The organism is Cupriavidus sp. 05N40, assembly GCF_056397305.1.
On sequence record NZ_JBFTND010000031.1, the window covers coordinates 1 to 24,442 of the forward strand.

Sequence of the window (24,442 nt, forward strand, 5' to 3'; positions counted from 1 at the left end):
GGCCTATACCATGACGCTGCCGGGCAAGCTGGCCGCGCAGACCGGCGTGCCGATCGTTCTTGCGGCGGGTGAGCGGCTGCCGAACGGGCGCGGCTGGCGCATGCACTATGTGCGGCTGCCCGAACCGCTGCCGCCCGATGCGCCGGCGCAGGCGGCCTTGCTGAATGCGGCGATGGAAGCATTGATCCGGCGCTTCCCGCAGCAATACCTGTGGAGCTACAACCGCTACAAGGCACCGCCCGGTGCGCCGCCCGCGCCGCTCGAGGCCGAGCCGGGCGTGCCAGAGGCGCTGTAGGGGCTGTCGCCGCTGCCATCGCGGCGGTCGCACCGGGGGCGCCGTCACGACAGAATTTTCTGCTCCTGTCGCGCGTTTGACATGGGTCAAGTGCCGCGGCATGCGGGCCCGCTAAGATGGTTTCTGTCATGGAGATGCGGGGGCGCTCTTCATGACTTGTCTACCCGTTTCCAAATACGGAAACTTGGCCCGCGCCACGCAAGTGGGGCGGGCTTTTTTCTGTGCGCCGACGCGCAGACAGAAGGCGTTGCCCAAGGATCCAGGGCCCGGCCRCGGATGTTCCGGTGGTGCCGGTGCCTGGCCCGCCGGTTCCCCGGATTCCGTTCGCGCGCCACAGGATGTCGCGCAGGACTGTTGCGATGTCCAGTCGTGCGGCGGCAAGTTTCCCTCGGTTATCGCTCCGTGCGGCGCGGCTTGCTGGCCGTGTTCGGTGAAATGCGCGACAGCGGCACGCATCGCGTCACGCTCAACCCCGGCTCATCGCAGCGCGCGCATGGCCTGCCGTGCATGTCCATATTTCCGCCAAATCTTATGCGGAAAACGTGCAAGGATCGGCGAAACCATTCGTTCCTTTCAGATAGACCGGTCGGTAGTCTTCTTCCCTGACACAAGCCTTCCCACACAAGGAGGGCCATGAAACGAGGCGCAAGCGCGCCATTTCACGACAGATGACGGGAGCAAGACACATGATTCGCAAGCTGGCCATCGGATTCGCGGCACTCGCCGTGATCGGTTCCACCCAGACCGCCTGGGCCAACACCAATCTGCTCAATGTCTCGTACGACCCCACGCGGGAACTGTACGTGGACGTCAATGCCGCCTTCGCCAAGGCCTGGAAGGCCAAGGGTGGCGATGCGCTGACCATCCGCCAGTCGCATGGCGGCTCGGGCAAGCAGGCGCGCTCCGTGATCGACGGCCTGGATGCCGACGTGGTGACGCTGGCGCTGGGCTATGACATCGACGCCATCGCCGAGAAGGGCCTGCTCAAGCCGGACTGGCAAAAACGCCTGCCGCACAATGCCTCGCCCTATACCTCCACCATCGTGTTCCTGGTGCGCAAGGGCAACCCCAAGGGCATCAAGGACTGGAACGACCTGGTCAAGCCCGGCGTGCAGGTGATCACGCCCAACCCGAAGACCTCGGGCGGCGCGCGCTGGAACTACCTGGCCGCATGGGGCTACGCGCTGCGCCAGCCGGGCGGCAATGAACAGAAGGCGAAGGAATTCGTGGGCGCGCTGCTCAAGAACGTGCCGGTGCTCGATTCCGGCGCGCGCGGCGCCACCACGACCTTCGTCGAGCGCGGCCTGGGCGACGTGCTGATCGCGTGGGAGAACGAGGCGATCCTGGCCATCAAGGAACTGGGGCCGGACAAGTTCGACATCGTCGCTCCCTCCGTCTCGATCCTGGCCGAGCCGCCGGTCGCGGTGGTCGACAAGGTGGTGGACAAGAAGGGCACGCGCAAGGTGGCCGAGGCTTACCTGCAGTTCCTGTACACCGACGAAGGCCAGGAAATCGCGGCCAAGAACTACTATCGCCCGATCTCCGAGAAGGTTGCGGCGAAGTACGCGGCCAACTTCCCCAAGGTCAAGCTGTTCACCATCGACGAAGCGTTCGGCGGCTGGCAGAAGGCGCAGAAGGCRCACTTCGCCGACGGTGGCTCGTTCGACCAGGTCTACCAGCCCGGCAAGAAATAAACAGCGGCGCGGGCGTGGCGCGAGCCGCGTCCGCCGCGCCAACCAGCCAAGAAGGAAGCCCGATGTCCATCCTGACCCTGTCCGGCAGCCCGTCCGCCCCGTCGCGTTCCGCACGCCTGCTGACGCATCTGCGCGGCGTGCTCGAAGCCGCTGGCGAGCGCACCAGCCACCTGGCCCTGCGGGAGCTTCCGCCCGCCGCGCTGCTGGCGGCCAGGGTGGACGATCCCGACATTGCCGCGGCTACCCGCGCGGTGGCGGACGCCCAGGTGGTGATTCTCGCCACGCCGGTCTACAAGGCTGCCTACAGTGGCTTGCTCAAGACCTTCCTGGACCTGCTGCCGCAATCCGGGCTGCGCGACAAGGTGGTGCTGCCGATTGCCACCGGCGGCAGCCTGGCCCATACGCTGGCCATCGACTACGCGCTGCGCCCGGTGCTGTCCGCGCTTGGAGCGCGCCATATCCTGCCCGGCATCTTCGCCGTGGACCAGCAGATCGTTTTCTCCGAGACGCACGGCCTGAGCCTCGATCCCGCCCTGGAGGCGCGCCTGGCCGAGGGCGTGCTGCGCCTGCGCGAGGCGCTGGCCCATGCACGCATCGAAGTGCCGCTGGACCTGTTGCCCGGTGCTGCCGCGGCTGCCGTCGCGCCAGCGGCATTCTCGCGCCCGGCCCCGCGCCCCGCACTGGCCGAGCGATGTTCCGCCTGAGTTGAAGCGGGCGGCGCCGCCGCCGCCCCGCACACTTGCCCGCTTCGTGATCGCGATGCCGCCCGCCGACGGGCCGGCAGGCGGGCACACGTCCGCCACGCCAGAACACAACGTCACTCAGGAAGATCGACATGACCGCACCAGTCTCCACGCTTTCCGATAAACACCAGACGCCGGCTGCCGGCACCGCGCTCAAGCGCCGCCTGCTGCTGGCCGCGCTGGTCGCCGCCACCGGGCTTGCCTACGCGCTGCTGCCCGGCCGTGCGCAGGCGCAGGACAACGCCAGCAAGGTGTTGCGCATCGGCTACCAAAAGTACGGCACGCTGACCCTGCTCAAGGCGCGCGGCACGCTGGAGAAGCGCCTCGCGCCGCAGGGCATCACGGTCAAGTGGACCGAGTTCCCGGCCGGGCCGCAGCTGCTCGAAGGCCTGAACGTGGGCGCGATCGATTTCGGCACCGTGGGCGAAGCCCCGCCGATCTTCGCGCAGGCGGCCGGCGCGCAACTGGCCTATATCGGCAACGAGCCGCCGGCGCCGACGGCCGAGGCCATCGTGGTGCCGAAGGGCTCCGCGCTCAAGTCGGTGGCCGACCTGCGCGGCAAGCGCGTGGCGCTGAACAAGGGCTCGAACGTGCACTACCTGCTGGTGCGCCTGCTGGAGAAGGCAGGGGTGCAATACAGCGAGATCCAGCCCGTCTACCTGGCCCCGGCCGACGCGCGCGCGGCCTTCGAGCGCGGCGCGGTCGATGCGTGGGTGATCTGGGACCCGTTCCTGGCTGCCGCCGAGAAGCAGCTCGACGCGCGCGTGCTGGCCGATGGCCGCGGTGCCGACGGCAAGGATGTGGTCAGCAACCACCAGTTCTACCTGGCGTCGCGCCAGTACGCGCAAAGCAGGCCTGACGTGGTCAAGCTCGTCCTCGATGAACTGGCCGCGCTGGGCGCCTGGGCCGAGAAGAACCAGAAGGAGGCGGTGGCCGTGCTGGGTCCGCAGCTCGGTCTGGACCCGGCCGTGGTGGCGCTTGCGGTGTCCCGCTTCTCGTACGGCGCCCGCGCCGTGACGCCGGCGGTGCTGGGCGAGCAGCAGCGCATTGCCGACGTGTTCTACACGCTCAAGCTGATTCCCAGGCCGGTCAAGGTAGCGGACGCTGCCTGGCAGGCTCAGCACTGAGCGCGAACGCGGCCGCCGCCCGCACACGCGACTCCGCGAGGCGGTCGCTGCGAACGGCTGGTCGCGAAGCACCGCCGGGAAGCGACAAGAAGCGACACGACAAGCGCGACAAGCACGACAAGCACGACAAGCACAAGAGGTGAAGACATGCAGGTTTTCTGGTTTATCCCCACGCACGGCGACAGCCGCTATCTCGGAACCTCGGAAGGGGCGCGCGAGGTCAATTTCGACTACCTGAAGCAGATCGCCACCGCTGCCGACAACCTCGGCTACGAGGGCGTGCTGATTCCTACCGGCCGCTCGTGCGAGGACCCGTGGGTGGCGGCTGCCATGCTGGCCGCGGTCACGCGCAGGCTGCGCTTCCTGGTGGCGGTGCGTCCCGGCCTGATGGCACCGACGCTGGCCGCGCGCATGGCGGCCACGTTCGACCGCCTGTCCGGCGGACGGCTGCTGGTGAATCTGGTGACCGGCGGCAATGCGTCGGAACTGGAAGGCGATGGCCTGTTCCTCGATCATGCCGAACGTTATGAAGCCTCGGCCGAGTTCATCCGCATCTGGCGCGAGGTGCTGGCCGCCAGCCATGAAAGCGCCGAGCTGGATTTCGAGGGCAAGCACCTCAAGGTCAAGGGGGCCAAGGTTCTGTATCCGCCGCTGCAGCGGCCGCATCCGCCGGTGTACTTCGGCGGCTCGTCGGCCGCGGCGCACGAGCTCGCCGGCGAGCAGGTAGACACCTACCTGACCTGGGGCGAACCGCCACAGGACGTGGCGCAGAAGCTGGCCGACGTGCGCGAGCGCGCGGCGCGCCACGGACGCACCGTGAAGTTCGGCATCCGCCTGCACGTGATCGTGCGCGAGACCGACGCCGCGGCCTGGGCCGCGGCCGACGAACTGATCAGCCACCTCGACGACGACACCGTGGCGCGCGCGCAGGCGGACTTCGCCCGGATGGATTCGGAAGGGCAGCGCCGCATGGCCGCGCTGCATGCCGGCGGCGGCAAGCGCTCGCGCGCGGAACTGGAGATCAGCCCCAACCTGTGGGCTGGCGTGGGACTGGTGCGCGGCGGCGCCGGCACGGCGCTGGTGGGCGACCCGCAGACCGTGGCGGCGCGCATGCAGGAGTACGCCGAGCTGGGCATCGACACCTTCGTGCTGTCCGGCTACCCGCACCTGGAAGAGGCGTACCGCTTCGCCGAACTGGTCTTCCCGCTGCTGCCGCGCTCGGTGCGCGACAAGCTGCCGGGCAAGGTGTTGTCCGGCCCGTTCGGCGAAGTGATGGCGACCGGCATCGTGCCGCGTGCGTCGCAGAGCTGAGGGGGCATGCCATGACCGCTCCCTTGACTCTCCCGCCGCGCCGCGCCGCGTGGCTGAACCAGGCCGCCGGCTCGGCCGCGCCCTGGGTGGTGCCGGTGCTGCTGGTGCTGGCATGGCAGATCGCCTCGCAGGGCGGCTGGCTGTCGAGCCGCATCCTGCCGGCGCCGCTCGACGTGCTGAAGGCCGCGTGGGGCCTGGCGGTGACGGGCGAGCTGTGGCGCCATGTGTGGGTCAGCAGCTGGCGCGCCGTGCTCGGCTTTGCCATCGGCGGCGGCTTCGGGCTGGCGCTGGGCCTGCTCACGGGCACCTTCCGCCCGGCCGCGACGCTGCTCGACAGCACCTTGCAGATGGTGCGCAACATTCCGACGCTGGCGCTGATTCCGCTGGTGATCCTGTGGTTCGGCATCGACGAGACCGCCAAGCTGTTCCTGGTCTCGCTGGGTGTGTTCTTCCCGATCTACCTCAACACCTACCACGGCATCCGCGCGGTGGACCCGGGGCTGATCGAGATGGCGCGCAGCTATGGATTGTCGGGCTGGCGGCTGTACCGCGAGGTGATCCTGCCGGGCGCCTTGCCCAACATCCTGGTGGGCGTGCGTTTCTCGCTCGGCCTGATGTGGGTGATCCTGATCGTGGCGGAGACCATCTCCGCGCAATCGGGCATCGGCTACATGACGATGAACGCGCGCGAATTCCTGCAGACCGACGTGGTGCTGGTGGGCATCCTGCTCTACGCCTTGCTGGGCAAGCTGGCGGACCTGCTGTCGCGCGGGCTGGAGCGTTTCTGGCTGCGCTGGCATCCCGGCTACCAGGCGCACTGAGCGCCACCGGCCAAGGAGAACACGATATGCAAAGCAATCCGATCGAACAGGCGGCGCTGGCGGAGGTGCCACCTGCCGGCGAGCCTGGCAAGGGCCTGGCGCTGCATGTGCAGCAGGTAGTCAAGCGCTACGGCGGGCGCGAGGTGCTGCACGGCATCGACCTGCACGCCGCGCCGGGCGAGTTCCTGGCCATCGTTGGCCGCAGCGGCTGCGGCAAGAGCACCTTGCTGCGGCTGGTTGCCGGCCTGGAGGACAGCGACGGCGGCGCGGTGAGGCTCGGCGACACGCCGGGCCGCGCGCAGCAGGACGCGGTGCGGGTGATGTTCCAGGACGCGCGCCTGCTGCCCTGGAAGAAGGTACTGGACAACGTGGCGCTGGGCTTGCCGCGCGCGCGCCGTGCCGATGCGGCTCGTGTGCTGGGGCAGGTTGGCCTGGCCGAACGCGCCGGCGAATGGCCGGCACGGTTGTCGGGCGGGCAGCGCCAGCGCGTGGCCCTGGCGCGCGCGCTGGTCCATCACCCGCGCCTGCTGTTGCTGGACGAGCCGCTGGGCGCGCTCGACGCGCTGACGCGCATCGAGATGCAAGGCCTGATCGAAGGACTGTGGCAGCGCCATGGCTTCACCGCGCTGCTGGTGACCCACGATGTGTCCGAAGCGGTGGCGCTGGCCGACCGCGTGGTGCTCATCGAGGACGGGCGCATCGCGCTGGACCAGCGTGTGGCGCTGCCGCGGCCGCGCCAGCGCGGCTCGGCGGCCTTCGCGCATCTGGAGGACGCGGTGCTGCGCCGGGTGATGCAGCGCGCAGGCGATGCGCAGGATGACGGGCAGGCGCAGGGCCAGCACGAAGCCGGCCCCGCCGTCGACTGGTCGGTGGCGCGGACCGCCGACTCGGTGCGCTGGGCGATCTAGCGCCATGTAGCAGACAAGGCAGCGAAGAACACGAAAGGCAGCACCGAAGGCAACGCAAAGGGCAGCACAAAAGGCAGCACCGAAGGCAACACAAAGGCAGCACAAAAGGCAATAACGAAGGCAGGCATCGAGGCAAAGGGCATGGCGTGCATCAAACACCCGTGCCAGGCGTGCGCGGAAGGCAGCAAACCGCCGCGAGCGCCACTCACCATCTTTTACGCAATCTTCATTTTCACTCACGCAAGGGAGCTTCTATCATGAGCATTCAAGCCATCAACGTACGCAACCAGTTCCGCGGCAAGGTCGCCGCCATCATCGAAGGCCCGGTGGTCTCGGAGGTCGACGTCGAGACGCCGGCCGGCATCGTCACCTCGGTCATCACCACCCGCTCGGTCAAGGATCTCGGCCTCACCATCGGCAGCGAAGTGGTTGCGCTGGTGAAGGCGACCGAGGTTTCGCTGGCCAAGCTTTGATGCATGGTCCGGAACGGCAGGCACAACGTAGAGGAGTCCGCAAAGGAATTCGCCATGGCAAGCGCGCATGAAACAGGCGGGGCAGGCGCGGGGCTGGCAGCCCTCGCGCATTACCTGGACGGACTGCCGCGGCAACCCGGCAGCGATCGCCAGTTGTGGCGTGACGAGCATGGCCAGGTGCAGGGCCAGTTCTTCAACTGTTCGCTGACCAGTGCCTTCGAGCCGCTCATCACCCTGTCGAGCCGCGACGTGGTGGCGCATGAAGGCACGCTGCGCACCTATGCTGGTGGCGGCGTGGGGCTGGCGGCGTGGAAGCTGTTCGCGATGGCGGCCGACGATGCCTCGCTGGTATCGCTGGATCGCCTCTCGCGCCTGGTGCATGCCATCAACTATTTCGCGGCGGATGGCGACCGCAAGCTGGTGCTCAACGTGCACAACCGGCTGCTGGCGGCGGTCGCGGACGATCACGGCGCGGCATTCCGGCGCGCGCTGCAATCGCTCGGCCTGCCGATCGATCGTTTCGTGATCCAGGTGCCGGCCAGCGCCAACGACGACCTGCCGCTGCTGCTCCATGTGGTGGGCAATTACCGGCGCAACGGCTTCGCGGTGAGCCTGCAGGCATCGGATCCGGCAGAGGCGGGCGCGCTGATGGCGCACGCACTGCCCAACTGGCTCAAGCTCGATATGCGCCGCAGCTGGACGGACCGCCAGCTCGCCGGCCTGCAGGCCAGTGCCGACAGCGCCGGCGTGACCCTGATYGGGCGCCGCCTGCAGAACGCCGAGCACGCCGAGCGGCTGCAGGCGGCCGGGATCGTGCTGGGGCAGGGGGTGTTTACCGGCGAGGCGGTGAGCGCGCGCCGGCTGCACGAAGTGCAACCGGACCACCGGGCGGCGCCCGGCGATGCCGCGCGGGATGGCGGCGGGGTGGCGCGTTCCGGTCCGGGCCGCGCGCCGCTGGAATTCAGCAAGGAGCCGATATGACGCGGACGAAGAGGCCGGCGGGCATGGCCGCACCAGCCGCCGCCGAGGTGTGGCTGAAAGTGCCGAAGGGTTTGCAGATCCTCACGGTACCCGGCCTGCACGGCAGCGGTCCCGGTCACTGGCAGAGCCGCTGGGAGCAGCGTTTCCCGGACTGGCAGCGCGTGGAGCAGCACGACTGGTCGCGCCCGAGCCTGCCGCTGTGGGCCGAGCGTGTCTCGGAGAGCATCATGCGGGCGCAGCGAGTGGCGCCGCGCGGCGCCATCCTGGTGGCGCACAGCTTCGGCTGCCTGGCCACGCTGCGCCAGGCCGCGCTGGATGCCGAGGGCATTGCCGGTGCCTTGCTGGTGGCGCCGGCCGATCCGGACAAATTCGGCGTGGCCGGATTGCTTCCCGCGCACCGGCTGCCGTTTCCGACCATCCTCGTGGCCAGCCGCAACGATCCCTGGATGCAGCAGCGCACGGCATTCAGCTGGGGCACGCTGTGGGGCAGCGAGCTGCACGACGCGGGCATGCTAGGGCACATCAACGCCGATTCGGGCCTGGATCAGTGGCCGGCAGGCCTCGCCCTGCTCGATACGCTGATCCAGCGCATCGAGGCCGACGGCAGTGCCGGCCTGGCTGGAGACCGTGCCGGGCCGTGGGATGCCGAGGTGGAAGTGTCCTCGACGTTCCCTTATATCTAAAACGTCTAAGAAAATGCGTAAAGATTCGTTCTGTTTATAAGGGCGTATCTGCAGAATTTGTCTCGTAGGCCGGTGCGTTATGCGCCGGCGTCATAAAGAGAGCCCTCCCCGTAGTCCCCCGATTCCGCTAGCCGGATGCCTGGCCGCCGTATCCGCCAGTCTTCCGGACTCTGTGCGTGGGTGGCGGGTGCGGCACAGACGGCACTGACGAGACGATATGCCACCCTCGATTTCCCTGGCGGACAACCCGCCCCCGGCCAGACCGGATGCCCCCCAGGCACGCGAAAGCGCGTCAGGCAAGGCCAGCCAGCAGCGCTTTACCGTGCTCCCCGGCTTCGGCCTGTCGCTGGGCTTCACGCTGTTCTACCTGACGCTGGTCGTCCTGATCCCGCTGTCGGCCACCTTCCTCAAGACCTTCACCATGAGCTGGGAAGCGTTCTGGGGTGCGGTGAGCGCGCCGCGCGTGGTGGCCTCGCTGCAACTGAGCTTCGGCGCCTCGCTGATCGCCGCCATCATCAATACCGTGTTCGGCCTGGTGGTGGCGTGGGTGCTGGTGCGCTACCGCTTTCCCGGCAAGCGCCTGATCGATGCGCTGGTGGACCTGCCGTTTGCCTTGCCCACCGCGGTGGCCGGCATCGCGCTGACCGCGTTGTACGCCGGCAATGGCTGGCTCGGCCGCTACCTGGAGCCGATGGGCATCAAGGTCGCCTTCACGCCGCTGGGCGTGGTGGTGGCGCTGACCTTCATCGGCTTGCCGTTCGTGGTGCGCACGGTGCAGCCGGTGCTGGAAGATGCGGAGCAGGAACTGGAAGAGGCCGCCGCCAGCCTGGGCGCCACGCGCCTGCAGACCTTTGCCCGCGTGATCCTGCCGACCATCCTGCCGGCGCTGCTGACCGGCTTCGCGCTGTCGTTCGCGCGGGCCACCGGCGAATACGGCTCGGTGGTGTTCATCTCCGGCAATATGCCGATGGTCTCCGAGATCGCGCCGCTGATGATTTATTCGAAGCTGGAGCAATACGATTACGCCGGCGCCACCGCAATGGCCGTGGTGATGCTGGTGATCTCCTTCGCGCTGCTGCTGTTGATCAACCTGCTGCAGGCATGGACGCGCCGCCACCACACGGCAGGGCGCGCCGCCGTGGCGCAGGACAAGGAGAGCTGAGATGGCCGGTATCGTTACCAAGGGCCTGGGTGGCCGCGCCGCTCCCGCGGCGCGCTTCGCGGATGCCACCGGGGAAGCGCCGTGGGTGCGCTACACGCTGATCGCGGTCGCGGTCCTGTTCCTCGCGCTGTTCCTGTTCGTGCCGCTGGCTTCGGTTTTCTACGAGGCGCTGCGCAAGGGCGTGCAGACATATTTCGCTTCGCTGGTCGAGCCCGATGCCGTGGCCGCGATCGAGCTCACACTGCTGGTGGCCGCCATCGCGGTGCCGCTCAACGTGGTGTTCGGCGTGTCGGCGGCCTGGGCCATCGCCAAGTTCGAGTTCCGTGGCAAGAGCGTGCTGACCACGCTGATCGACCTGCCGTTCTCGGTGTCGCCGGTGATCTCGGGCCTGGTCTACGTGCTGCTGTTCGGCGCGCAGGGCTGGCTGGGACCATGGCTCGAGGCGCACGACATCAAGATCATGTTCGCCGTGCCGGGCATCGTGCTGGCCACCATCTTCGTCACCTTTCCGTTCGTCGCGCGCGAGCTGATCCCGCTGATGCAGGCACAGGGCAGCGAGGAAGAGGAAGCCGCCATCGTGCTGGGCGCGTCCGGCTGGCAGACCTTCCGTCGCATCACGCTGCCCAATATCCGCTGGGGCCTGCTGTACGGCGTGATCCTGTGCAATGCGCGGGCCATGGGCGAGTTCGGCGCGGTCTCGGTGGTGTCGGGCCATATCCGCGGGCTGACCAACACCATGCCGCTGCACGTGGAGATTCTCTACAACGAATACAACTTCGCGGCGGCCTTCGCGGTGGCCTCGCTGCTGACGCTGCTGGCCCTGGTGACGCTCGGCATCAAGACGCTGGTGGAACACCGGGCGCGCCGCGAGCACGCCGACGACGAGAACTTTGCGCCGGAGAATCCGGGCGCAGGCAAATTGCAAGGACAGGCATCATGAGCATCCAGGTCAGGAATGTGCAGAAGCGCTTCGGGAATTTCGTCGCGCTCGACGACGTCTCGCTCGATTTCGATGAAGGCCAGCTGACGGCGCTGCTGGGGCCGTCGGGCTGCGGCAAGACCACGCTGCTGCGCATCATCGCGGGGCTGGAGCGCGCGGACGCGGGCCAGGTCCTGCTCGAGGGCCGTGACGCGTCCAACCAGCATGTGCGCCAGCGCCAGGTGGGCTTCGTGTTCCAGCACTATGCGCTGTTCAAGCACATGACGGTGTTCGAGAACGTGGCCTTCGGCCTGCGCGTGAAGCCGCGCGCGGAGCGCCCGAGCGAGGCGCAGATCCGCGAGAAGGTGCGCTCGCTGCTGGAACTGGTGCAACTCGACTGGCTGGYCGACCGTTATCCGCCGCAGCTCTCGGGCGGGCAGCGCCAGYGTATCGCGCTGGCCCGCGCGCTGGCGGTGGRGCCGCGCGTGCTGCTGCTCGACGAACCGTTCGGCGCGCTCGACGCCAAGGTGCGCAAGGAGCTGCGCCGCTGGCTGCGCCGCCTGCACGACGAACTGCACGTCACCAGCGTGTTCGTCACGCACGACCAGGAAGAGGCGCTGGAAGTGGCCGACCAGGTGGTGCTGATGAACCGCGGCCACGTCGAACAAGCCGGCACGCCGGAAGCGGTCTACAACCATCCGGCTACGCCGTTCGTGTTCGGCTTTCTTGGCAACGTCAACCTGTTCCACGGCCGGCTCGAGGTCGGCGAGCTCGGCGGCCTGCTGCATACCGGCGAGGCGATACTGCCGGTRGTCGGCAACGGCCACGAGACGGCCGGCGATGCGGTGGCCTACGTGCGCCCGCACGACCTCGATCTCGAACGCTATGCGCCGGGCGCCGACGGCATCGCCGTTACGCTGCGCCGTGCGCTCACGCTCGGTCCCGTGGCCCAGCTCGAACTCGAGCGCGAGGACAACCAGGAGGTGATCGAGGTGGCGTTGCCGCTGGAGCGCTTCCGCCACCAGGGCTTCCGCGAGGGCGAACTGCTCGCCGTGCGGCCGCGTCAGTTGCGCGTCTTCGTCCAACCCAATTCATCAGCCCGCGCCCAGCCCAAGGCGGCGCCGGCAGGAGCCGCACAATGAACTTCCAGCAACTGCGTTCGATCCGCGAGGCGGTGCGCCGCCAGTTCAACCTGACCGAGGTCGCCAACGCGCTCTACACTTCGCAGCCCGGCGTATCGCGCCAGATCCGCGAGCTCGAAGAGGAGCTTGGCGTCGAGATCTTCGAGCGCTATGGCAAGCGCCTCACGGGCCTCACCGAGCCCGGCCGCGAGATCGTGCGGATCGTGGAGCGCCTGCTGCTCGAGGCCGAGAACCTGCGCCAGGCCGGTGACGAATTCGCCGGGCGGCATACCGGCCGCCTGACCGTGGCGACCACCCATACCCAGGCACGCTACGCGCTGCCCAAGGTAGTGCAGAGCTTCCGCCGCGCCTATCCGCATGTGACGCTGGCGCTGCAGGAAGCGTCGCCGGCGCATATCGTGGAACTGCTGCTGACCGGGCAGGCGGATATCGGCATCGCCACCGAGGCCGTGGCCAGCGAGGCCGGGCTGACTTCGTTCGAGGCCTATAGCTGGCAACACGTGCTGGTGGTCTCGCCGGAGCACCCGCTGACCCGCCTGCCCGAGCCGACGCTGGAAGACATCGCCGGCTTTCCGATCATCACCTACGACGCGGGCTTTACCGGCCGCCGCAAGATCGACGGCGCGTTCGCCGCCGCCGGGCTGCAGCCGGAGATCGTGCTGACCGCCATGGACGCCGACGTGATCAAGACCTACGCGGAACTGGATCTGGGCGTGGGCATCATCGCCTCGATGGCCTATGACGAGCGCAAGGATGCCGGCCTGGTCAGGATCTCGGCCGACCATCTGTTCGAGGCCAATACCACCAGCGTGGCCGTGCGCCGCGGTGCCTACCTGCGCGGCTATGCGCATGCCTTCATCAATATGTTCGCGCCGCATTTGTCGCGCGACACCGTCAGCAGTGCCTTGTCCGAGCCGGCCGGCGGGCAGGTGGTCGAGGCCTGATTTGCGCTGTTCCAGCGCAAGCTGGCATGCTCTTCCGGGCACATTCGCCGCCGGGATTCCGGCGGCGGGCTGCCATGCGGCGGTGCCGGTGGCACCGCATCCTCGCGTTTCGCGCCGCTCACTCCCCGTTCGTCGCACGCTGCTTCCGTCTCGCGCGGGGCAGGCGTAAAGTTCGTCCAGTACGTGGCGGATCACCTCGGTGCCGTCACATGGCGTGATGCGCCGCATCAGACGGCGTGCCGGCGATGGCGAGCGGAGCGACAAGGCTGCGAGGAGAGCGCAACATGAAACAAGGCCGTAGCGGCAGGGGGCTCCTGGCCCCGATCATCCTTATTGCGCTGGGCGGGTTGTTCCTGGCGCACAACGCCGGCGTCCTGCCCGCGTATATCACCCGCGAGGGCTGGCCTCTCATCCTGATCGCGCTCGGCGCCGTGCTGCTGGTGCGCCGACTGGCGATCCGCCGTGCGACGCAGCGGGGGCCGCGGCCATGAGCCCGCGCCCTGATGGCCTGCTGGCCTGGCAATGGCGCGGCTACGCCCGCAATCACACCGACCCGCGCAGCCTGCTGCTGCATATCGTGGCCGTGCCGATATTCATGGCAGGCAATGTGCTGCTGGTCTACGGCGTGCTGACGCTGTCCGTGCCGGCGGTGGGGCTGGGCGTGCTCTGCATGGGCGTATCGATGATGCTGCAGGGCCGGGGCCACCGGCTCGAGGCCGAGCGACCGGAGCCGTTTGCCGGCCCGCTCGATATCGCCGGGCGCATCCTGGCCGAGCAGTGGATCACATTTCCGCGCTTTGTGCTGTCGGGGCAATGGTGGGCGGCGCTGCACGGCAGGCCGGCCGGGGAAGGCGGGGCCGCAAAGGTGGCCCAGCGCACATGCGAGCCGGCCGACGGCCGTCCGAGCCGATGAGCGGCCTTTACAATAGCCCGTCAGGCAGCCGCCCGATGTCCGCGCGTGTCCAGCACATGGCGCGCCTGCCACTTTTGCCTTTCAAGACGCATCTGCCCTGTACGGAGCTTCCGTCCCTATGAAATCGCTGGGCCGCTGTCCCGCCGCCATTCCCTCGCGCCTCACGATTCTCGGGCGCGACCTCGTGTTCGTGCTGTGCATGAACACCGTGATTGCCRTCAGTCTCAACTATGGCTTCCGCACCGGCGGCTCGATGTGGCACAACTTCGTCTACAGCCACCTCATCGGCTTGTCGATCTGGCTGTTGATCGATGTTGCCCGCGTGGTGATCTGGTGGAACGAGCGGCCCACGCGCTGGCCGTTCATCTGCCTGGCCGCGATCGCCGTGCCGCTCGGGGTCATCATGGGTAGCTGGGCCACCCGGGTGGTGCTGAACGAGCCGGCGAAGTCCTTCGAAGAGGCCACCGACATGCTGCGCATGTGCCTGGTGGTGGGCATGCTTGCCTCGGCCAGCATGATCTACTTCTACTGGTCGCGCGAGAAGCTGGCGCACCTGGAGCGGCAGGCCGCGCTGGATGCGCTGCAACGCGAGGAAGCCGAGAAGCAACTGGTGCGCGCGCAGCTGATGGCGCTGCAGGCGCAGATCGAGCCGCACTTCCTGTTCAATTCGCTGGCCAACCTGGACTGCCTGATCGCCACTGACCAGCAGGCCGCGCGGCGCCTGCTGCAGCGGCTGATCGGCTTCCTGCGGATGTCGCTGGCGCACACGCGCGCCGAGCAGTGCACACTGCGCCAGGAGTTCGAACTGTTGCGCAGCTACCTCGATATCCAGTGCCTGCGCTTCGGCACCCGGCTCAGCTACAGCGTCGACCTGCCGCCGGAACTGGCTGAAGTGGAGATCCCGCCAATGCTGATCCAGCCGCTGGTGGAAAACGCGGTCAGCCATGGCATCGAGCCGTGCATGCACGGCGGCAGCATCGTGTTGTCGGCGCGCGCGCTGGGCGACGCGGCGGTGCAGGTGGTGATCGCCGATACCGGCGTGGGCTTCGGCCATGCCGTGACGAAGGGGTCGGGCCTGGGCCTGACCCATGTGCGCGAGCGCCTCGCACGCATCTTTGGCGCCGCGGCAAGCATGCAGATGGAAGAAAATTCGCCGCGCGGCGTGGTCGTGCGGCTGACGCTGCCGGTCATGCGTCCTACGGTGACCGCCATCATCGCGCGTACGGCGGCACCGGCGGGCACGATCCCGGCGGGGATCGGCATCGCCCCGGTTGCCAGTGCCGCCGCGCATGGCGCCCCGCAAGCCTGACGCAGCGCTGAGCGCTGCGGCAATCCCTGCCGTCCCGACTGTCCCGACCGTCCACTACCGTTCCCATGTCCCCGACCTTGTTGATCGCCGACGATGAGCCGTTGCTTGCGCGCGCCCTGCATGCAGAACTGAGCAGCCTGTGGCCGGAGGCGCAGGTCGTGTCCGTGGTGCATGACGGCGTGTCCGCGCTGGAGGCGGCACGCCAGCATGCGCCGCAAGTGGCCTTCCTCGATATCCGCATGCCGGGCATGAGCGGCATGGACGTGGCGCGTGAACTGATGGAGTTCGATCATCCGCCGCTGGTGGTGTTCGTCACCGCCTATGACCAGTTCGCGCTGGAAGCCTTCGAGCGCGAGGCGGTCGACTATGTGCTCAAGCCGGTGCAGCCGGAGCGGCTGGAGGCCACCGTGCAACGCCTCAAGGGGCGGCTGGCCGAGCATGCCCAGGCTGGCGAAGAGGGTGGCGCGGCGCTCGATACCGGCCGCCTGGCGCAACTGCTGGCGCGGCTCGAGACGCTGGAGCCGCCAGGCGGCGGCGCCCCGCAGCAGCCGGCCGCGGGCGCGGGCCAGCAYGGCTACCTGCGKTTCATCAAGGCGCTGGTCGGGCAGGARATCCGCATCATCCCGGTGGAYGARGTGATCTACCTMGAGGCRACCGACAAGTACGTCAACGTRGTGTCTACCAGCGGCGAGGCGCTGATCCGCACCAGCCTGCGCGAGCTGTCCCAGCAGCTCGACCCGGAACGCTTCTGGCAGATCCATCGCGGCACGGTGGTGAACATCGACTGCGTGGCCAGCGCCGTGAACCAGTCGCTCGGGCGGCTCGCGCTGAAGCTGCGCAACCGCGCCGAGACCCTGCCGGTGGCACGCCAGTACGCCTATCTGTTCAAGCAGATGTAGCGCTCGGGCCACGCCAGCCGGGCGTGGTTTTCCTCTATGATGCGATATTCGCAGCGCGCGTCCCATGCCAGGCAGCAGCGGCAGGCGCGCCCATGCACCGCACTGTACGGATAGCCGCCCGATGACCGCCGCCACTCTCGATCCCGTCCGTAATCCGCTGCGCCACGACGCCCAGGTCATCGGCCTGGTGGGGCTCGCGCACGGGGTTTCCCATTTCTACCACCTGCTGCTGGCACCGCTGTTCCCGTGGATCAAGGCCGAGTTCGGCCTGAGCTATGCCGAGCTGGGTTTGCTGATGACGGTGTTCTTTGCCGTCTCGGCCTTGGTGCAGACCGCTTCGGGCTTCGTGGTGGACCGCTTCGGCGCTTCGCCCGTGCTGTTCGGCGGCCTGGCGCTGCTGGGTTCGGCGGCCTTGCTGCTGTCATTCAGCCCCAGCTACGCCATGCTGCTGTTCGGCGCCGGCGTGGCCGGCATCGGCAACGGCGTGTTCCATCCCGCCGATTTCACCCTGCTCAACAAGCATGTGTCGCAGCCGCGGCTGGGACATGCGTTCTCGGTGCACGGCATCTCCGGCAACCTCGGCTGGGCCGCGGCCCCGGTATTCCTGGTCACGCTGGCCGAACTGAGCAGCTGGCGCACGGCGCTGGCCTGCGCGGCGGTGGTGGCGTTCGGCGTGCTGGCCGTGCTGCTGGTGTTTCGCCGGGTGCTCGATCCCCGCACCGCCATGGCGGCGAAGGCGGGCGCGCCGGCAGGCAAGGCGGCCGGCGGCGGCATGCTGGCCTTCCTCAGGCTGCCGCAGGTCTGGATCTGCTGGGCCTTTTTCCTGGTCACCACGTTTTCGTTCTCGGGCATCCAGAGCTTCGCGCCGACCGCGCTGACCCAGCTCTACGGCATGCCGCTGGCGCTGGCCACGGCTTCCTACACGGTCTACATGCTGTGCAGCGCCGGGGGCATGATCGTGGGCGGCTTCGCCGCCGGGCGCACCAGCAACCATGACCGCCTGATCGCGATGAGCTTCACGCTGTCCGGCTTGGTCGCCATCGTGGTGGGGCTGGGCGTCTTGCCGGCCGTGATGGTGCCGGTGCTGATGGGGGTGATCGGCTTCGGCGCGGGCACCGCCGGGCCCTCGCGCGACCTGCTGGTGCGCGCGGCCGCGCCGGCGGGCGCCACCGGCCGGGTCTATGGGGTGGTCTATTCCGGCCTGGACATCGGGCTGGCCAGCGGCCCGCTGTTCTTCGGCGCGCTGATGGACGCGCGCTGGCCGAGCTGGGTCTTCTTCATGATCGGTGCCTTCCAGATGCTGGCGATCTTCACCGCCGTCACCGTCGGCAACGGCAACCGCTCGCGCCGCGAGGCCGGGGCGCGGGGCGCGCCCGCCGGCTGAGAGCGGGCGCTCCCCGGCAGGTGGCTGGCGGTGCATGCGCGGGCGCCGAATCTCACCGGATTTCACCGGATTCTTTCCCTCTCATGATTCAGGAGTCATCCATGAACTTTGCCACCGCCGACCTCTGCGATGCCAACGAAGCACGGCTGGCCGACGGCACGCTGCGCGTGCTGGCGCCGGTGTTCCGCCATTTCGGCAAGCGCGCGGCCTTTGCCGGCCCGGCGGCGACGCTGAAGGTGTTCGAGGACAACTCGCTGGTGCGCGAAGCGGTGGAGTCGCCCGGCAACGGCCGCGTGCTGGTGGTGGACGGCGGTGGCTCGCTGCGCTGCGCGCTGGTGGGCGGCAACCTCGGCGTGCTGGCGGAAAAGAACGGCTGGGCTGGCATTGTCGTCAACGGCTGCGTGCGCGACAGCGCCGAGCTGGATGTGTGCGATATCGGCGTGCGCGCGCTGGCGCTGCATCCGCAGAGAAGCCAGAGGCGCAATGTGGGCGAACGCGAAGTCACGGTGCAGATGCCCGGCGCGGTGGTGCGTCCTGGCGACTGGATCTACGCCGATGCCGATGGCGTGCTGGTGGCCGATACCAAGCTGGGGAGCTGAGCATGCCGGTGGTATTCGTCTACGGCACGCTGCGTGCCGGCGAAGTCAACGACCTCAACGCCGCCGCGCGCAAGCACGGCATCGCGACACCGCGCCTGCTGGGCAGCGCCACGGTGCCTGGCCGGCTCTATGACTTCGGCACCTATCCCGGCCTGGTGCTGGATGCCGGCGCGCCTGGCGTGGCCGGCGATCTCTACGAGGTGGATGCCGCGCTGGTGCCGGTGCTCGACGAGATCGAGGAGGTCTACCCCGGCCAGGCATCGTTGTTCGTGCGCGAGGAGCGCAGCATTGTCGCCGGCGGGCAGTCCCTCAGTTGCCTGCTCTATCCGGTTGGGCAGGACGCGGTGGCCGGCCTGCCACGTATCGCCTCCGGCGACTGGGTGGCCTACCGGCGCGAGCGCGAGGCCGGGCTGTCGCCGGCCTGAGCGATCCGGTTCGCCCCGGGCATCGTCCCGGACATCGCCGCCGGCGCAGCGCCGGCATTCCCTCAGGTATTTCAAGCGGCATGACCGATGCCCGCCGCGCAACGACGCCTGGCGGAGCATCGGCAACCATGCCATCACCCAGTGTCCTGGGTTCGCGCATGCCTTGCCGATGGCGCTCCGGAGTGACAAGCGCTGCAACGCGCACGCAGGCCAGACGGGCAGGGCGCGAGAGCGCCGGCAGCCCGGCAGGGATACGTGTCACCCCTTATATTTCACGATGTGGAATGTTGTTTTGAGCCACAAAAAATGTAACTGCGAAGCACAAGGGGCATCTCTCATGATGGGGTATAACTTGCCGCATTGTGAAATTAACGCAGTAACTATATGATTTTGTTGAATAAAAAAACTAAGCGACGACTGCATTCCGGGCTGTTGCGACGCGGAACGCTTCCCTACACTCTTATATAAGACACATGACCCGAGGCGCGAAAAACAGGGCCACCGGGAAGCAGGCAACTGCCTCCGGAAATCACCCCGACAGCGCCTCGGTCGGCTGCCCGGCAGCACGTTCCGGCAAGCCAGCCGCAAGCTTTCTTACGCCATATCCGTCTCAATCACCAGGAGAGTGCACATGTCCCGCGAACAAGAAATCCAGAAGCTGCAAAAGGAATGGGAAACCAACCCGCGCTGGAAGGGCGTGAAGCGCAACTACACGGCGGAAGACGTGGTCCGCCTGCGGGGCTCCGTGCAGATCGAGCACACCCTGGCCCGCCGCGGCGCTGAAAAGCTGTGGCACCTCCTGAACACCGAGCCGTTCGTCAACACGCTGGGCGCGCTGACCGGCAACCAGGCCATGCAGCAGGTCAAGGCCGGCCTGAAGGCCATCTACCTGTCGGGCTGGCAAGTCGCGGGCGACGCCAACCTGGCCGGCGAAATGTACCCCGACCAGTCGCTGTACCCGGCCAACTCGGTGCCGATGGTGGTCAAGCGCATCAACAACACCTTCCAGCGCGCCGACCAGATCCAGTGGAGCGAAGGCAAGGGCGACACCGACTTCTTCGCGCCGATCGTGGCTGACGCGGAAGCCGGCTTCGGCGGCGTGCTGAACGCCTTCGAACTGATGAAGTCCATGATCGAAGCGGGCGCCGCCGGCGTGCACTTCGAAGATCAGCTGGCTTCGGTCAAGAAGTGCGGCCACATGGGTGGCAAGGTGCTGGTGCCGACGCGCGAAGCCGTCGCCAAGCTGACCGCGGCGCGCCTGGCCGCCGACGTGTCCGGCGTGCCGACCCTGGTGATCGCCCGTACCGACGCCGAAGCCGCCGACCTGCTGACCTCGGACGTGGATGACAACGACAAGCCGTTCTGCACCGGCGAGCGCACCGTCGAAGGTTTCTACCGCGTGCGCAACGGCCTGGATCAGTCGATCTCGCGTGCCCTGGCTTACGCCGAAGTGGCTGACCTGGTGTGGTGCGAAACCGGCAAGCCGGAYCTGGAGTTCGCCAARAAGTTYGCYGARGCCGTSCACGCCAAGTTCCCGGGCAAGATGCTGGCCTACAAYTGCTCGCCGTCGTTCAACTGGAAGAAGAACCTGGACGACGCCACCATCGCCAAGTTCCAGAGGGAACTGGGCGCGATGGGCTACAAGTTCCAGTTCATCACGCTGGCCGGCTTCCATTCGCTGAACTACTCGATGTTCAACCTGGCCTACGGCTATGCCCGCAACCAGATGAGCGCCTTCGTCGAACTGCAGGAAAACGAATTCGCCGCGGCCGAGAAGGGCTTCACCGCCGTCAAGCACCAGCGCGAAGTCGGTACCGGCTACTTCGACGCCGTGACCCAGGCCATCGAAGGCGGCCAGTCGTCCACGACCGCCCTCAAGGGTTCGACCGAAGACGAGCAGTTCTTCGACAAGAAAGTAGCCTGAGGCTCCGGCATCCCCGGATCTCCGGACTTCAGATAGACAGGATAGCCAGATCGACTCCTGGTCATCGTGAAGGGCGTGCGACCATCGCGCCCTTCAATTAGGCGCCGCGCCGTCTCCCGCAGGGACGGCGCGGTTTTTTGCTTTCTGGCGGGCCACGTAGGCGTAGGCGAGGGCGGCAGGCTAGGAATCCGGGAGGGGCGCGAGAAATTTCCGGTAAATGTCAAAAATAATGTCTGTATTGATTCGGATATTTCGCGATCATTTTGGATGATTTCGACGATATGATTTCCCGGTGTGTGCCAGAAACGGTACATCGAGAACCGCCGGTGAGCCACCGGCACATGTCCATGCGAGCCCACTGGCGGACGTTCCTGGCCGGTGCTCATCCGATAAGAAATACATTCATGAAGCGCAAATTCTCCCTGGCGGCTGCCATCGGCCTCTCTGCCCTCGCGGTCGGCTGCGCCGGCACCAATGTCGACGGCATGGTGGGTGCCGGTAGCTCGATGCTCAAGGCGGCCTCGCTCAGCGACGCGGACGTCAAGTCCATGTCCGACCAGGCCTGCGCCGAGTCCGACAAGACCAACAAGATTGCGGCGGCCAACAGCGCCTATGGCAAACGCCTGACCAAGATCATGGCCGGCCTGCAATCCATCGACGTCTCCAACATCAACGCCAAGGTCTACCTGAGCAAGGACGTCAATGCCTGGGCCATGGCCAACGGCTGTGTGCGCGTGCTCAGCGGCCTGATGGACATGATGACCGACGACGAAGTGCGCGGCGTGGTGGGCCACGAACTGGGCCATGTGGCGCTGGGCCACACCAGGAACAAGATGCAGGTGGCCTATGCCGCCATGGCGGCACGCGGCGCGCTGGTTGCCAGCGGCAACGGCACCGTGGCCGCGCTGTCGTCCTCGCAACTGGGAGAGCTCGGCGAACAGCTGATCAACGCGCAGTTCTCGCAGACACAGGAGAGCGCCGCCGACGACTACTCCTTCGACGTGCTCGCCAGGAACAAGGCCAACACGCGCGGCCTGGTAACGGCTTTCCAGAAGCTGGCCAAGCTCGACGGCGGCRAGTCCAGCATGTTCTCCTCGCACCCGGGCTCGGCCGACCGCGCCAAGCACATCGAGGACCGCATCAAGAATAGCGCCAGCTAAGCGGCCCGAGCCTGCGCTCGCCGGCATCGGCCGTGCATGCAAGGAAAGGCTGGCATCCCGCGGGGGCGGCCAGCCTTTTCCTTATTCTTTTTCTTATCCTTGCTTTCCTGCCCGGCATCCGAATGCAGATGCGAGCGCGGCAGCGCGATACACCGTCAGCGATACACGATGACCGGAATGTCGGTATGGGTGAGCACCTTCTGCGTCTCGCTGCCCAGCAGCAGGCCCGAGAGGCCGCGCCGGCCATGCGAGGCCATGAAGATGACGTCGCAGCCATGGCGCTCGGCGGCATCGATGATGCCCAGGTAGGGCACGGCGAACGTCGACATGTCCGCATCGAAGGAAATGCCGTCGGCCAGGGCAGCGGCTTCCACTTCCTTCAGGTACAGCCGGGCCTGGCTCTCGATGCGGTCCTTGAACGCCTGCGGGGCTTCCACCACGATCTCGCTGAAGGGCGTGTAGGGATATTCCTCCAGGCACACATAGCCGGTGACACGCGCATTGATTGTCTTGGCCAGTTCCAGCGCGCCGTCGATGGCTTTCTTGGACAGTTCCGAACCGTCGGTGGGTAGCAGGATGTGCTTGAACATGCTGGACTCCTTTGGGGCAAAGAGGCAGTGGATGGCGATGCGCCAGAGGCGGGCCGGACAGCGCCCGCCTGATTCATTGTAGGCAGGGGTGGCGCATGCGTCATTGGCTTAAATCAAATTCCTCTCCTGCGGGCGCGCGTTCCGGCGCGTGCGCGCGCGCCTGCTCGGCCCTTCGCCAGTAGCCCGGATTGCCATACRTGTTCTTGAGGTGATCGATAAACAGCCGCACGCGCAGCGGCAGGTGCTTGCGCTGGGGAAATACGGCATGGATGCCGATCGGCGGCGCCTGGAACTCGTCGAGCACCGTGACCAGCCGGCCGCTGGCGATCTCCTGCCCGACTTCCCACCAGGAACGCCACGCCAGCCCGTGCCCGTGCAGGCACCAGGCATGCAGCACCGCGCCGTCCGTGCACTCCATCGAGCCGCCGACCTTGACCGTGACCGGGCGCCCGTCCTGCTGGAAGGCCCAGCCGCGCTGCACATTGGCGCTGGCGCCGAACGCCAGGCAGTTGTGCCGGGCCAGGTCCTCGGGCACGGCCGGGGTGCCGGCGCGGGCCAGGTACGCTGGGGCGGCGACCACCACGCGGCGGTTCTCGGCCAGGCGGATGGACACCAGGCTGGAATCGGGCAGATCGCCCAGGCGGATGGCGCAGTCGAAGCCCTCGTTGACCAGGTCCACCACGCGGTCGGACAGGTCCAGCGTGATGGTCACGTCGGGGTGCGACTCGATGAACAACGGCACCAGCGGCGCCACGTGCTTGCGCCCGAAGCCGGCCGGCGCCGTCACGCGCAGGTGGCCGCTGGCCTTGACGCCACCAGCCGAAACACTGGCCTCGGCGTTGTGCAGGTCGTTGAGGATGCGCTGGCAGTCCTCCAGGAAGGCCGAGCCCTCGAAGGTCAGGCTGATCTTGCGGGTGGTACGCAGCAGCAGCTTCACGCCGAGGCGCTCTTCGAGCGCGTCGATGCGGCGCCCGATGATCGCGGGCGCCACGCCCTCGGCGGTTGCGGCGGCAGACAGGCTGCCGCGTGCCGCCACCGACACAAAGGTCTCCAGTTGCTTGAAATGATCCACGAATCTCGCCGGTTTGTGCCTCATGCCGCCCTTGCCAGCAAGCGTGCAGGGCAATGGAGTGGATTTGGTGTCTATTCTCTTGAGCGTTAGCGAAGATTAGTGGGGTAAAAGTAAAAGATCAAGTGACCCGCAACGGCTTTGCCGCACTGCAACGTCTACCTACAATGCATGCATTCATTGGTGTACAGGCCCACGCATTGGCAGACCTGCGATGCACGCGGGCCTGCAGGATTCACCCTGAGGAATTTCCTGGCTCATGCAAAAGATCCGCGCAGTCGTCTTCGATGCCTACGGCACGCTGTTCGACGTGTATTCCGTCACCGCGCGCGCAGAACAGCTCTTTCCCGGCAAGGGCGAGGCGCTGGCGATGCTGTGGCGCGAGCGCCRGATCGACTACACCCGCATCCGCTCCCTGGCCGGTCCCGACGGCGCATACTACAAATCGTTCTGGGCGATCACGGTGGATGCGCTGCGCTACGCCGCCGAGCGGCTGCAACTGGATCTTGGCCCGGCCACGGAAGCGCAGTTGCTCAAGGAATACGCCTGCCTGTCGGCCTTCCCGGAGAACCTCGGTGCGCTCAAGCGCCTGCGCGCCGCAGGGCTGCCGCTGGGCATCCTCTCCAACGGCAACCCGGAGATGCTCGATATCTCGGTCAAGAGCGCCGGCATGCACGGCCTGTTCGACCATGTGCTGTCGGTGGACCCGGTGCGCCTCTACAAGACCGCGCCGGCCGCCTACGCGATGGCGCCGCAGGCGTTCGGCTTGCCGGCGGGCGAGATTCTGTTCGTCTCGTCCAACGGCTGGGACGCATGCGGGGCAACGTGGTACGGCTTCACGACTTTCTGGATCAATCGTGCCGGTCATCCGGCGGAGCGGCTCGATGTGAGCCCTGCCGGCACCGGGCACGACATGAACGACCTGCTGCAATTCGCCCGCGCCCGCGGCGCGGCGCTCTGACAGCGG

Annotated in this window: 26 protein-coding genes and 1 pseudogene; 24 read left to right on the forward strand and 3 right to left on the reverse strand. The window is 67.4% G+C overall.

Annotated elements, in window-relative coordinates; translation table 11 throughout:
- The 7 genes and pseudogenes from AC1DO7_RS09555 to AC1DO7_RS09585 all read left to right on the forward strand — a co-directional run.
- A pseudogene (locus tag AC1DO7_RS09555) lies at positions 1-295 on the forward strand (lysophospholipid acyltransferase family protein); the annotation flags it as partial.
- 686 nt (positions 296-981) lie between these two features.
- Positions 982-1,989 carry a sulfate ABC transporter substrate-binding protein gene (locus AC1DO7_RS09560; RefSeq protein ID WP_441613369.1) on the forward strand — a complete coding sequence of 336 codons (1,008 nt, stop codon included), beginning with the start codon at positions 982-984 and terminating at the stop codon, positions 1,987-1,989.
- 62 nt (positions 1,990-2,051) lie between these two features.
- Positions 2,052-2,693 carry an NADPH-dependent FMN reductase gene (gene ssuE, locus AC1DO7_RS09565; protein ID WP_441613370.1) on the forward strand — a complete coding sequence of 214 codons (642 nt, stop codon included), beginning with the start codon at positions 2,052-2,054 and terminating at the stop codon, positions 2,691-2,693.
- Positions 2,694-2,824: 131 nt separating this feature from the next.
- Positions 2,825-3,859 carry a sulfonate ABC transporter substrate-binding protein gene (locus tag AC1DO7_RS09570; protein WP_441613371.1) on the forward strand — a complete coding sequence of 345 codons (1,035 nt, stop codon included), beginning with the start codon at positions 2,825-2,827 and terminating at the stop codon, positions 3,857-3,859.
- A 147-nt stretch (positions 3,860-4,006) separates the two neighbouring features.
- The gene (gene ssuD / locus AC1DO7_RS09575; protein ID WP_441613372.1) at positions 4,007-5,170 is read left to right on the forward strand and encodes an FMNH2-dependent alkanesulfonate monooxygenase; all 1,164 of its coding nucleotides are present in this window, start codon (positions 4,007-4,009) and stop codon (positions 5,168-5,170) included.
- A gap of 11 nt (positions 5,171-5,181) precedes the next feature.
- Positions 5,182-5,991, forward strand: a complete 810-nt coding sequence (ssuC, locus tag AC1DO7_RS09580; protein WP_441613373.1) for an aliphatic sulfonate ABC transporter permease SsuC — start codon at positions 5,182-5,184, stop codon at positions 5,989-5,991.
- Positions 5,992-6,017: 26 nt separating this feature from the next.
- Positions 6,018-6,899 carry an ATP-binding cassette domain-containing protein gene (locus AC1DO7_RS09585; protein WP_441613374.1) on the forward strand — a complete coding sequence of 294 codons (882 nt, stop codon included), beginning with the start codon at positions 6,018-6,020 and terminating at the stop codon, positions 6,897-6,899.
- Here the strand turns inward: AC1DO7_RS09585 and AC1DO7_RS09590 are convergent.
- Positions 6,896-7,051 carry a hypothetical protein gene (locus AC1DO7_RS09590; protein WP_441613375.1) on the reverse strand — a complete coding sequence of 52 codons (156 nt, stop codon included), beginning with the start codon at positions 7,049-7,051 and terminating at the stop codon, positions 6,896-6,898. The genes AC1DO7_RS09585 and AC1DO7_RS09590 overlap by 4 nt on opposite strands.
- A 105-nt stretch (positions 7,052-7,156) precedes the next feature.
- Between AC1DO7_RS09590 and AC1DO7_RS09595 the strand changes: the two genes are divergently transcribed.
- The 16 genes from AC1DO7_RS09595 (at position 7,157) to loiP (ending at position 21,816) form a co-directional block, all read left to right on the forward strand.
- Complete coding sequence (locus AC1DO7_RS09595) at positions 7,157-7,372, forward strand: TOBE domain-containing protein (RefSeq protein WP_006161487.1); 216 nt, start codon at positions 7,157-7,159, stop codon at positions 7,370-7,372.
- 54 nt (positions 7,373-7,426) lie between these two features.
- Positions 7,427-8,353, forward strand: coding sequence for an EAL domain-containing protein (locus AC1DO7_RS09600; protein ID WP_441613376.1), 927 nt, complete (start codon positions 7,427-7,429; stop codon positions 8,351-8,353).
- Positions 8,350-9,036 (forward strand): RBBP9/YdeN family alpha/beta hydrolase, encoded by a 687-nt coding sequence (locus tag AC1DO7_RS09605; protein WP_441613377.1) that lies wholly within the window; start codon positions 8,350-8,352, stop codon positions 9,034-9,036. Before AC1DO7_RS09600 ends, AC1DO7_RS09605 begins: the two co-directional genes overlap by 4 nt.
- 217 nt (positions 9,037-9,253) lie before the next feature.
- Positions 9,254-10,198, forward strand: a complete 945-nt coding sequence (gene cysT, locus AC1DO7_RS09610; protein WP_441613378.1) for a sulfate ABC transporter permease subunit CysT — start codon at positions 9,254-9,256, stop codon at positions 10,196-10,198.
- 1 nt (position 10,199) lies between these two features.
- Positions 10,200-11,138 (forward strand): sulfate ABC transporter permease subunit CysW, encoded by a 939-nt coding sequence (cysW, locus tag AC1DO7_RS09615; protein WP_441613379.1) that lies wholly within the window; start codon positions 10,200-10,202, stop codon positions 11,136-11,138.
- Positions 11,135-12,259, forward strand: a complete 1,125-nt coding sequence (locus AC1DO7_RS09620; protein WP_477116039.1) for a sulfate/molybdate ABC transporter ATP-binding protein — start codon at positions 11,135-11,137, stop codon at positions 12,257-12,259. The genes cysW and AC1DO7_RS09620 overlap by 4 nt, the downstream gene beginning before the upstream one ends.
- On the forward strand, positions 12,256-13,203 hold the full coding sequence (locus tag AC1DO7_RS09625; protein WP_441613381.1) for a CysB family HTH-type transcriptional regulator: 948 nt from the start codon (positions 12,256-12,258) through the stop codon (positions 13,201-13,203). The genes AC1DO7_RS09620 and AC1DO7_RS09625 overlap by 4 nt, the downstream gene beginning before the upstream one ends.
- 284 nt (positions 13,204-13,487) lie before the next feature.
- Positions 13,488-13,694: a LiaI-LiaF-like domain-containing protein gene (locus tag AC1DO7_RS09630; RefSeq protein WP_441613382.1), complete on the forward strand. Its 207-nt coding sequence runs from the start codon at positions 13,488-13,490 to the stop codon at positions 13,692-13,694.
- The gene (locus AC1DO7_RS09635) at positions 13,691-14,116 is read left to right on the forward strand and encodes a terminase (RefSeq protein WP_441613383.1); all 426 of its coding nucleotides are present in this window, start codon (positions 13,691-13,693) and stop codon (positions 14,114-14,116) included. Before AC1DO7_RS09630 ends, AC1DO7_RS09635 begins: the two co-directional genes overlap by 4 nt.
- A 118-nt stretch (positions 14,117-14,234) precedes the next feature.
- Positions 14,235-15,425 (forward strand): sensor histidine kinase, encoded by a 1,191-nt coding sequence (locus tag AC1DO7_RS09640; protein WP_477116040.1) that lies wholly within the window; start codon positions 14,235-14,237, stop codon positions 15,423-15,425.
- A 65-nt stretch (positions 15,426-15,490) separates the two neighbouring features.
- Positions 15,491-16,324, forward strand: a complete 834-nt coding sequence (locus AC1DO7_RS09645) for a LytR/AlgR family response regulator transcription factor (protein WP_441613385.1) — start codon at positions 15,491-15,493, stop codon at positions 16,322-16,324.
- A 121-nt stretch (positions 16,325-16,445) separates the two neighbouring features.
- Complete coding sequence (locus tag AC1DO7_RS09650) at positions 16,446-17,708, forward strand: MFS transporter (RefSeq protein ID WP_441613387.1); 1,263 nt, start codon at positions 16,446-16,448, stop codon at positions 17,706-17,708.
- Between the two features lie 101 nt (positions 17,709-17,809).
- Entirely contained in the window at positions 17,810-18,307 is a 498-nt protein-coding gene (rraA, locus tag AC1DO7_RS09655; RefSeq protein WP_441613388.1) for a ribonuclease E activity regulator RraA, read from the forward strand.
- 2 nt (positions 18,308-18,309) lie between these two features.
- On the forward strand, positions 18,310-18,732 hold the full coding sequence (locus AC1DO7_RS09660; RefSeq protein ID WP_441613389.1) for a gamma-glutamylcyclotransferase family protein: 423 nt from the start codon (positions 18,310-18,312) through the stop codon (positions 18,730-18,732).
- Between the two features lie 631 nt (positions 18,733-19,363).
- Positions 19,364-20,656 (forward strand): isocitrate lyase, encoded by a 1,293-nt coding sequence (gene aceA / locus AC1DO7_RS09665; protein ID WP_441613390.1) that lies wholly within the window; start codon positions 19,364-19,366, stop codon positions 20,654-20,656.
- Between the two features lie 404 nt (positions 20,657-21,060).
- The gene (gene loiP / locus AC1DO7_RS09670; protein ID WP_477116041.1) at positions 21,061-21,816 is read left to right on the forward strand and encodes a metalloprotease LoiP; all 756 of its coding nucleotides are present in this window, start codon (positions 21,061-21,063) and stop codon (positions 21,814-21,816) included.
- Between the two features lie 155 nt (positions 21,817-21,971).
- On the opposite strand, the gene AC1DO7_RS09675 is transcribed toward loiP, so the two are convergent.
- Entirely contained in the window at positions 21,972-22,406 is a 435-nt protein-coding gene (locus AC1DO7_RS09675; protein WP_441613392.1) for a universal stress protein, read from the reverse strand.
- A 100-nt stretch (positions 22,407-22,506) separates the two neighbouring features.
- Positions 22,507-23,478, reverse strand: coding sequence for a LysR family transcriptional regulator (locus AC1DO7_RS09680; protein ID WP_477116042.1), 972 nt, complete (start codon positions 23,476-23,478; stop codon positions 22,507-22,509).
- A 256-nt stretch (positions 23,479-23,734) separates the two neighbouring features.
- Here AC1DO7_RS09680 and AC1DO7_RS09685 point away from each other — a divergent pair, with 256 nt between their 5' ends.
- The gene (locus tag AC1DO7_RS09685) at positions 23,735-24,436 is read left to right on the forward strand and encodes a haloacid dehalogenase type II (RefSeq protein WP_477116043.1); all 702 of its coding nucleotides are present in this window, start codon (positions 23,735-23,737) and stop codon (positions 24,434-24,436) included.
- Positions 24,437-24,442 lie beyond the last annotated feature (6 nt).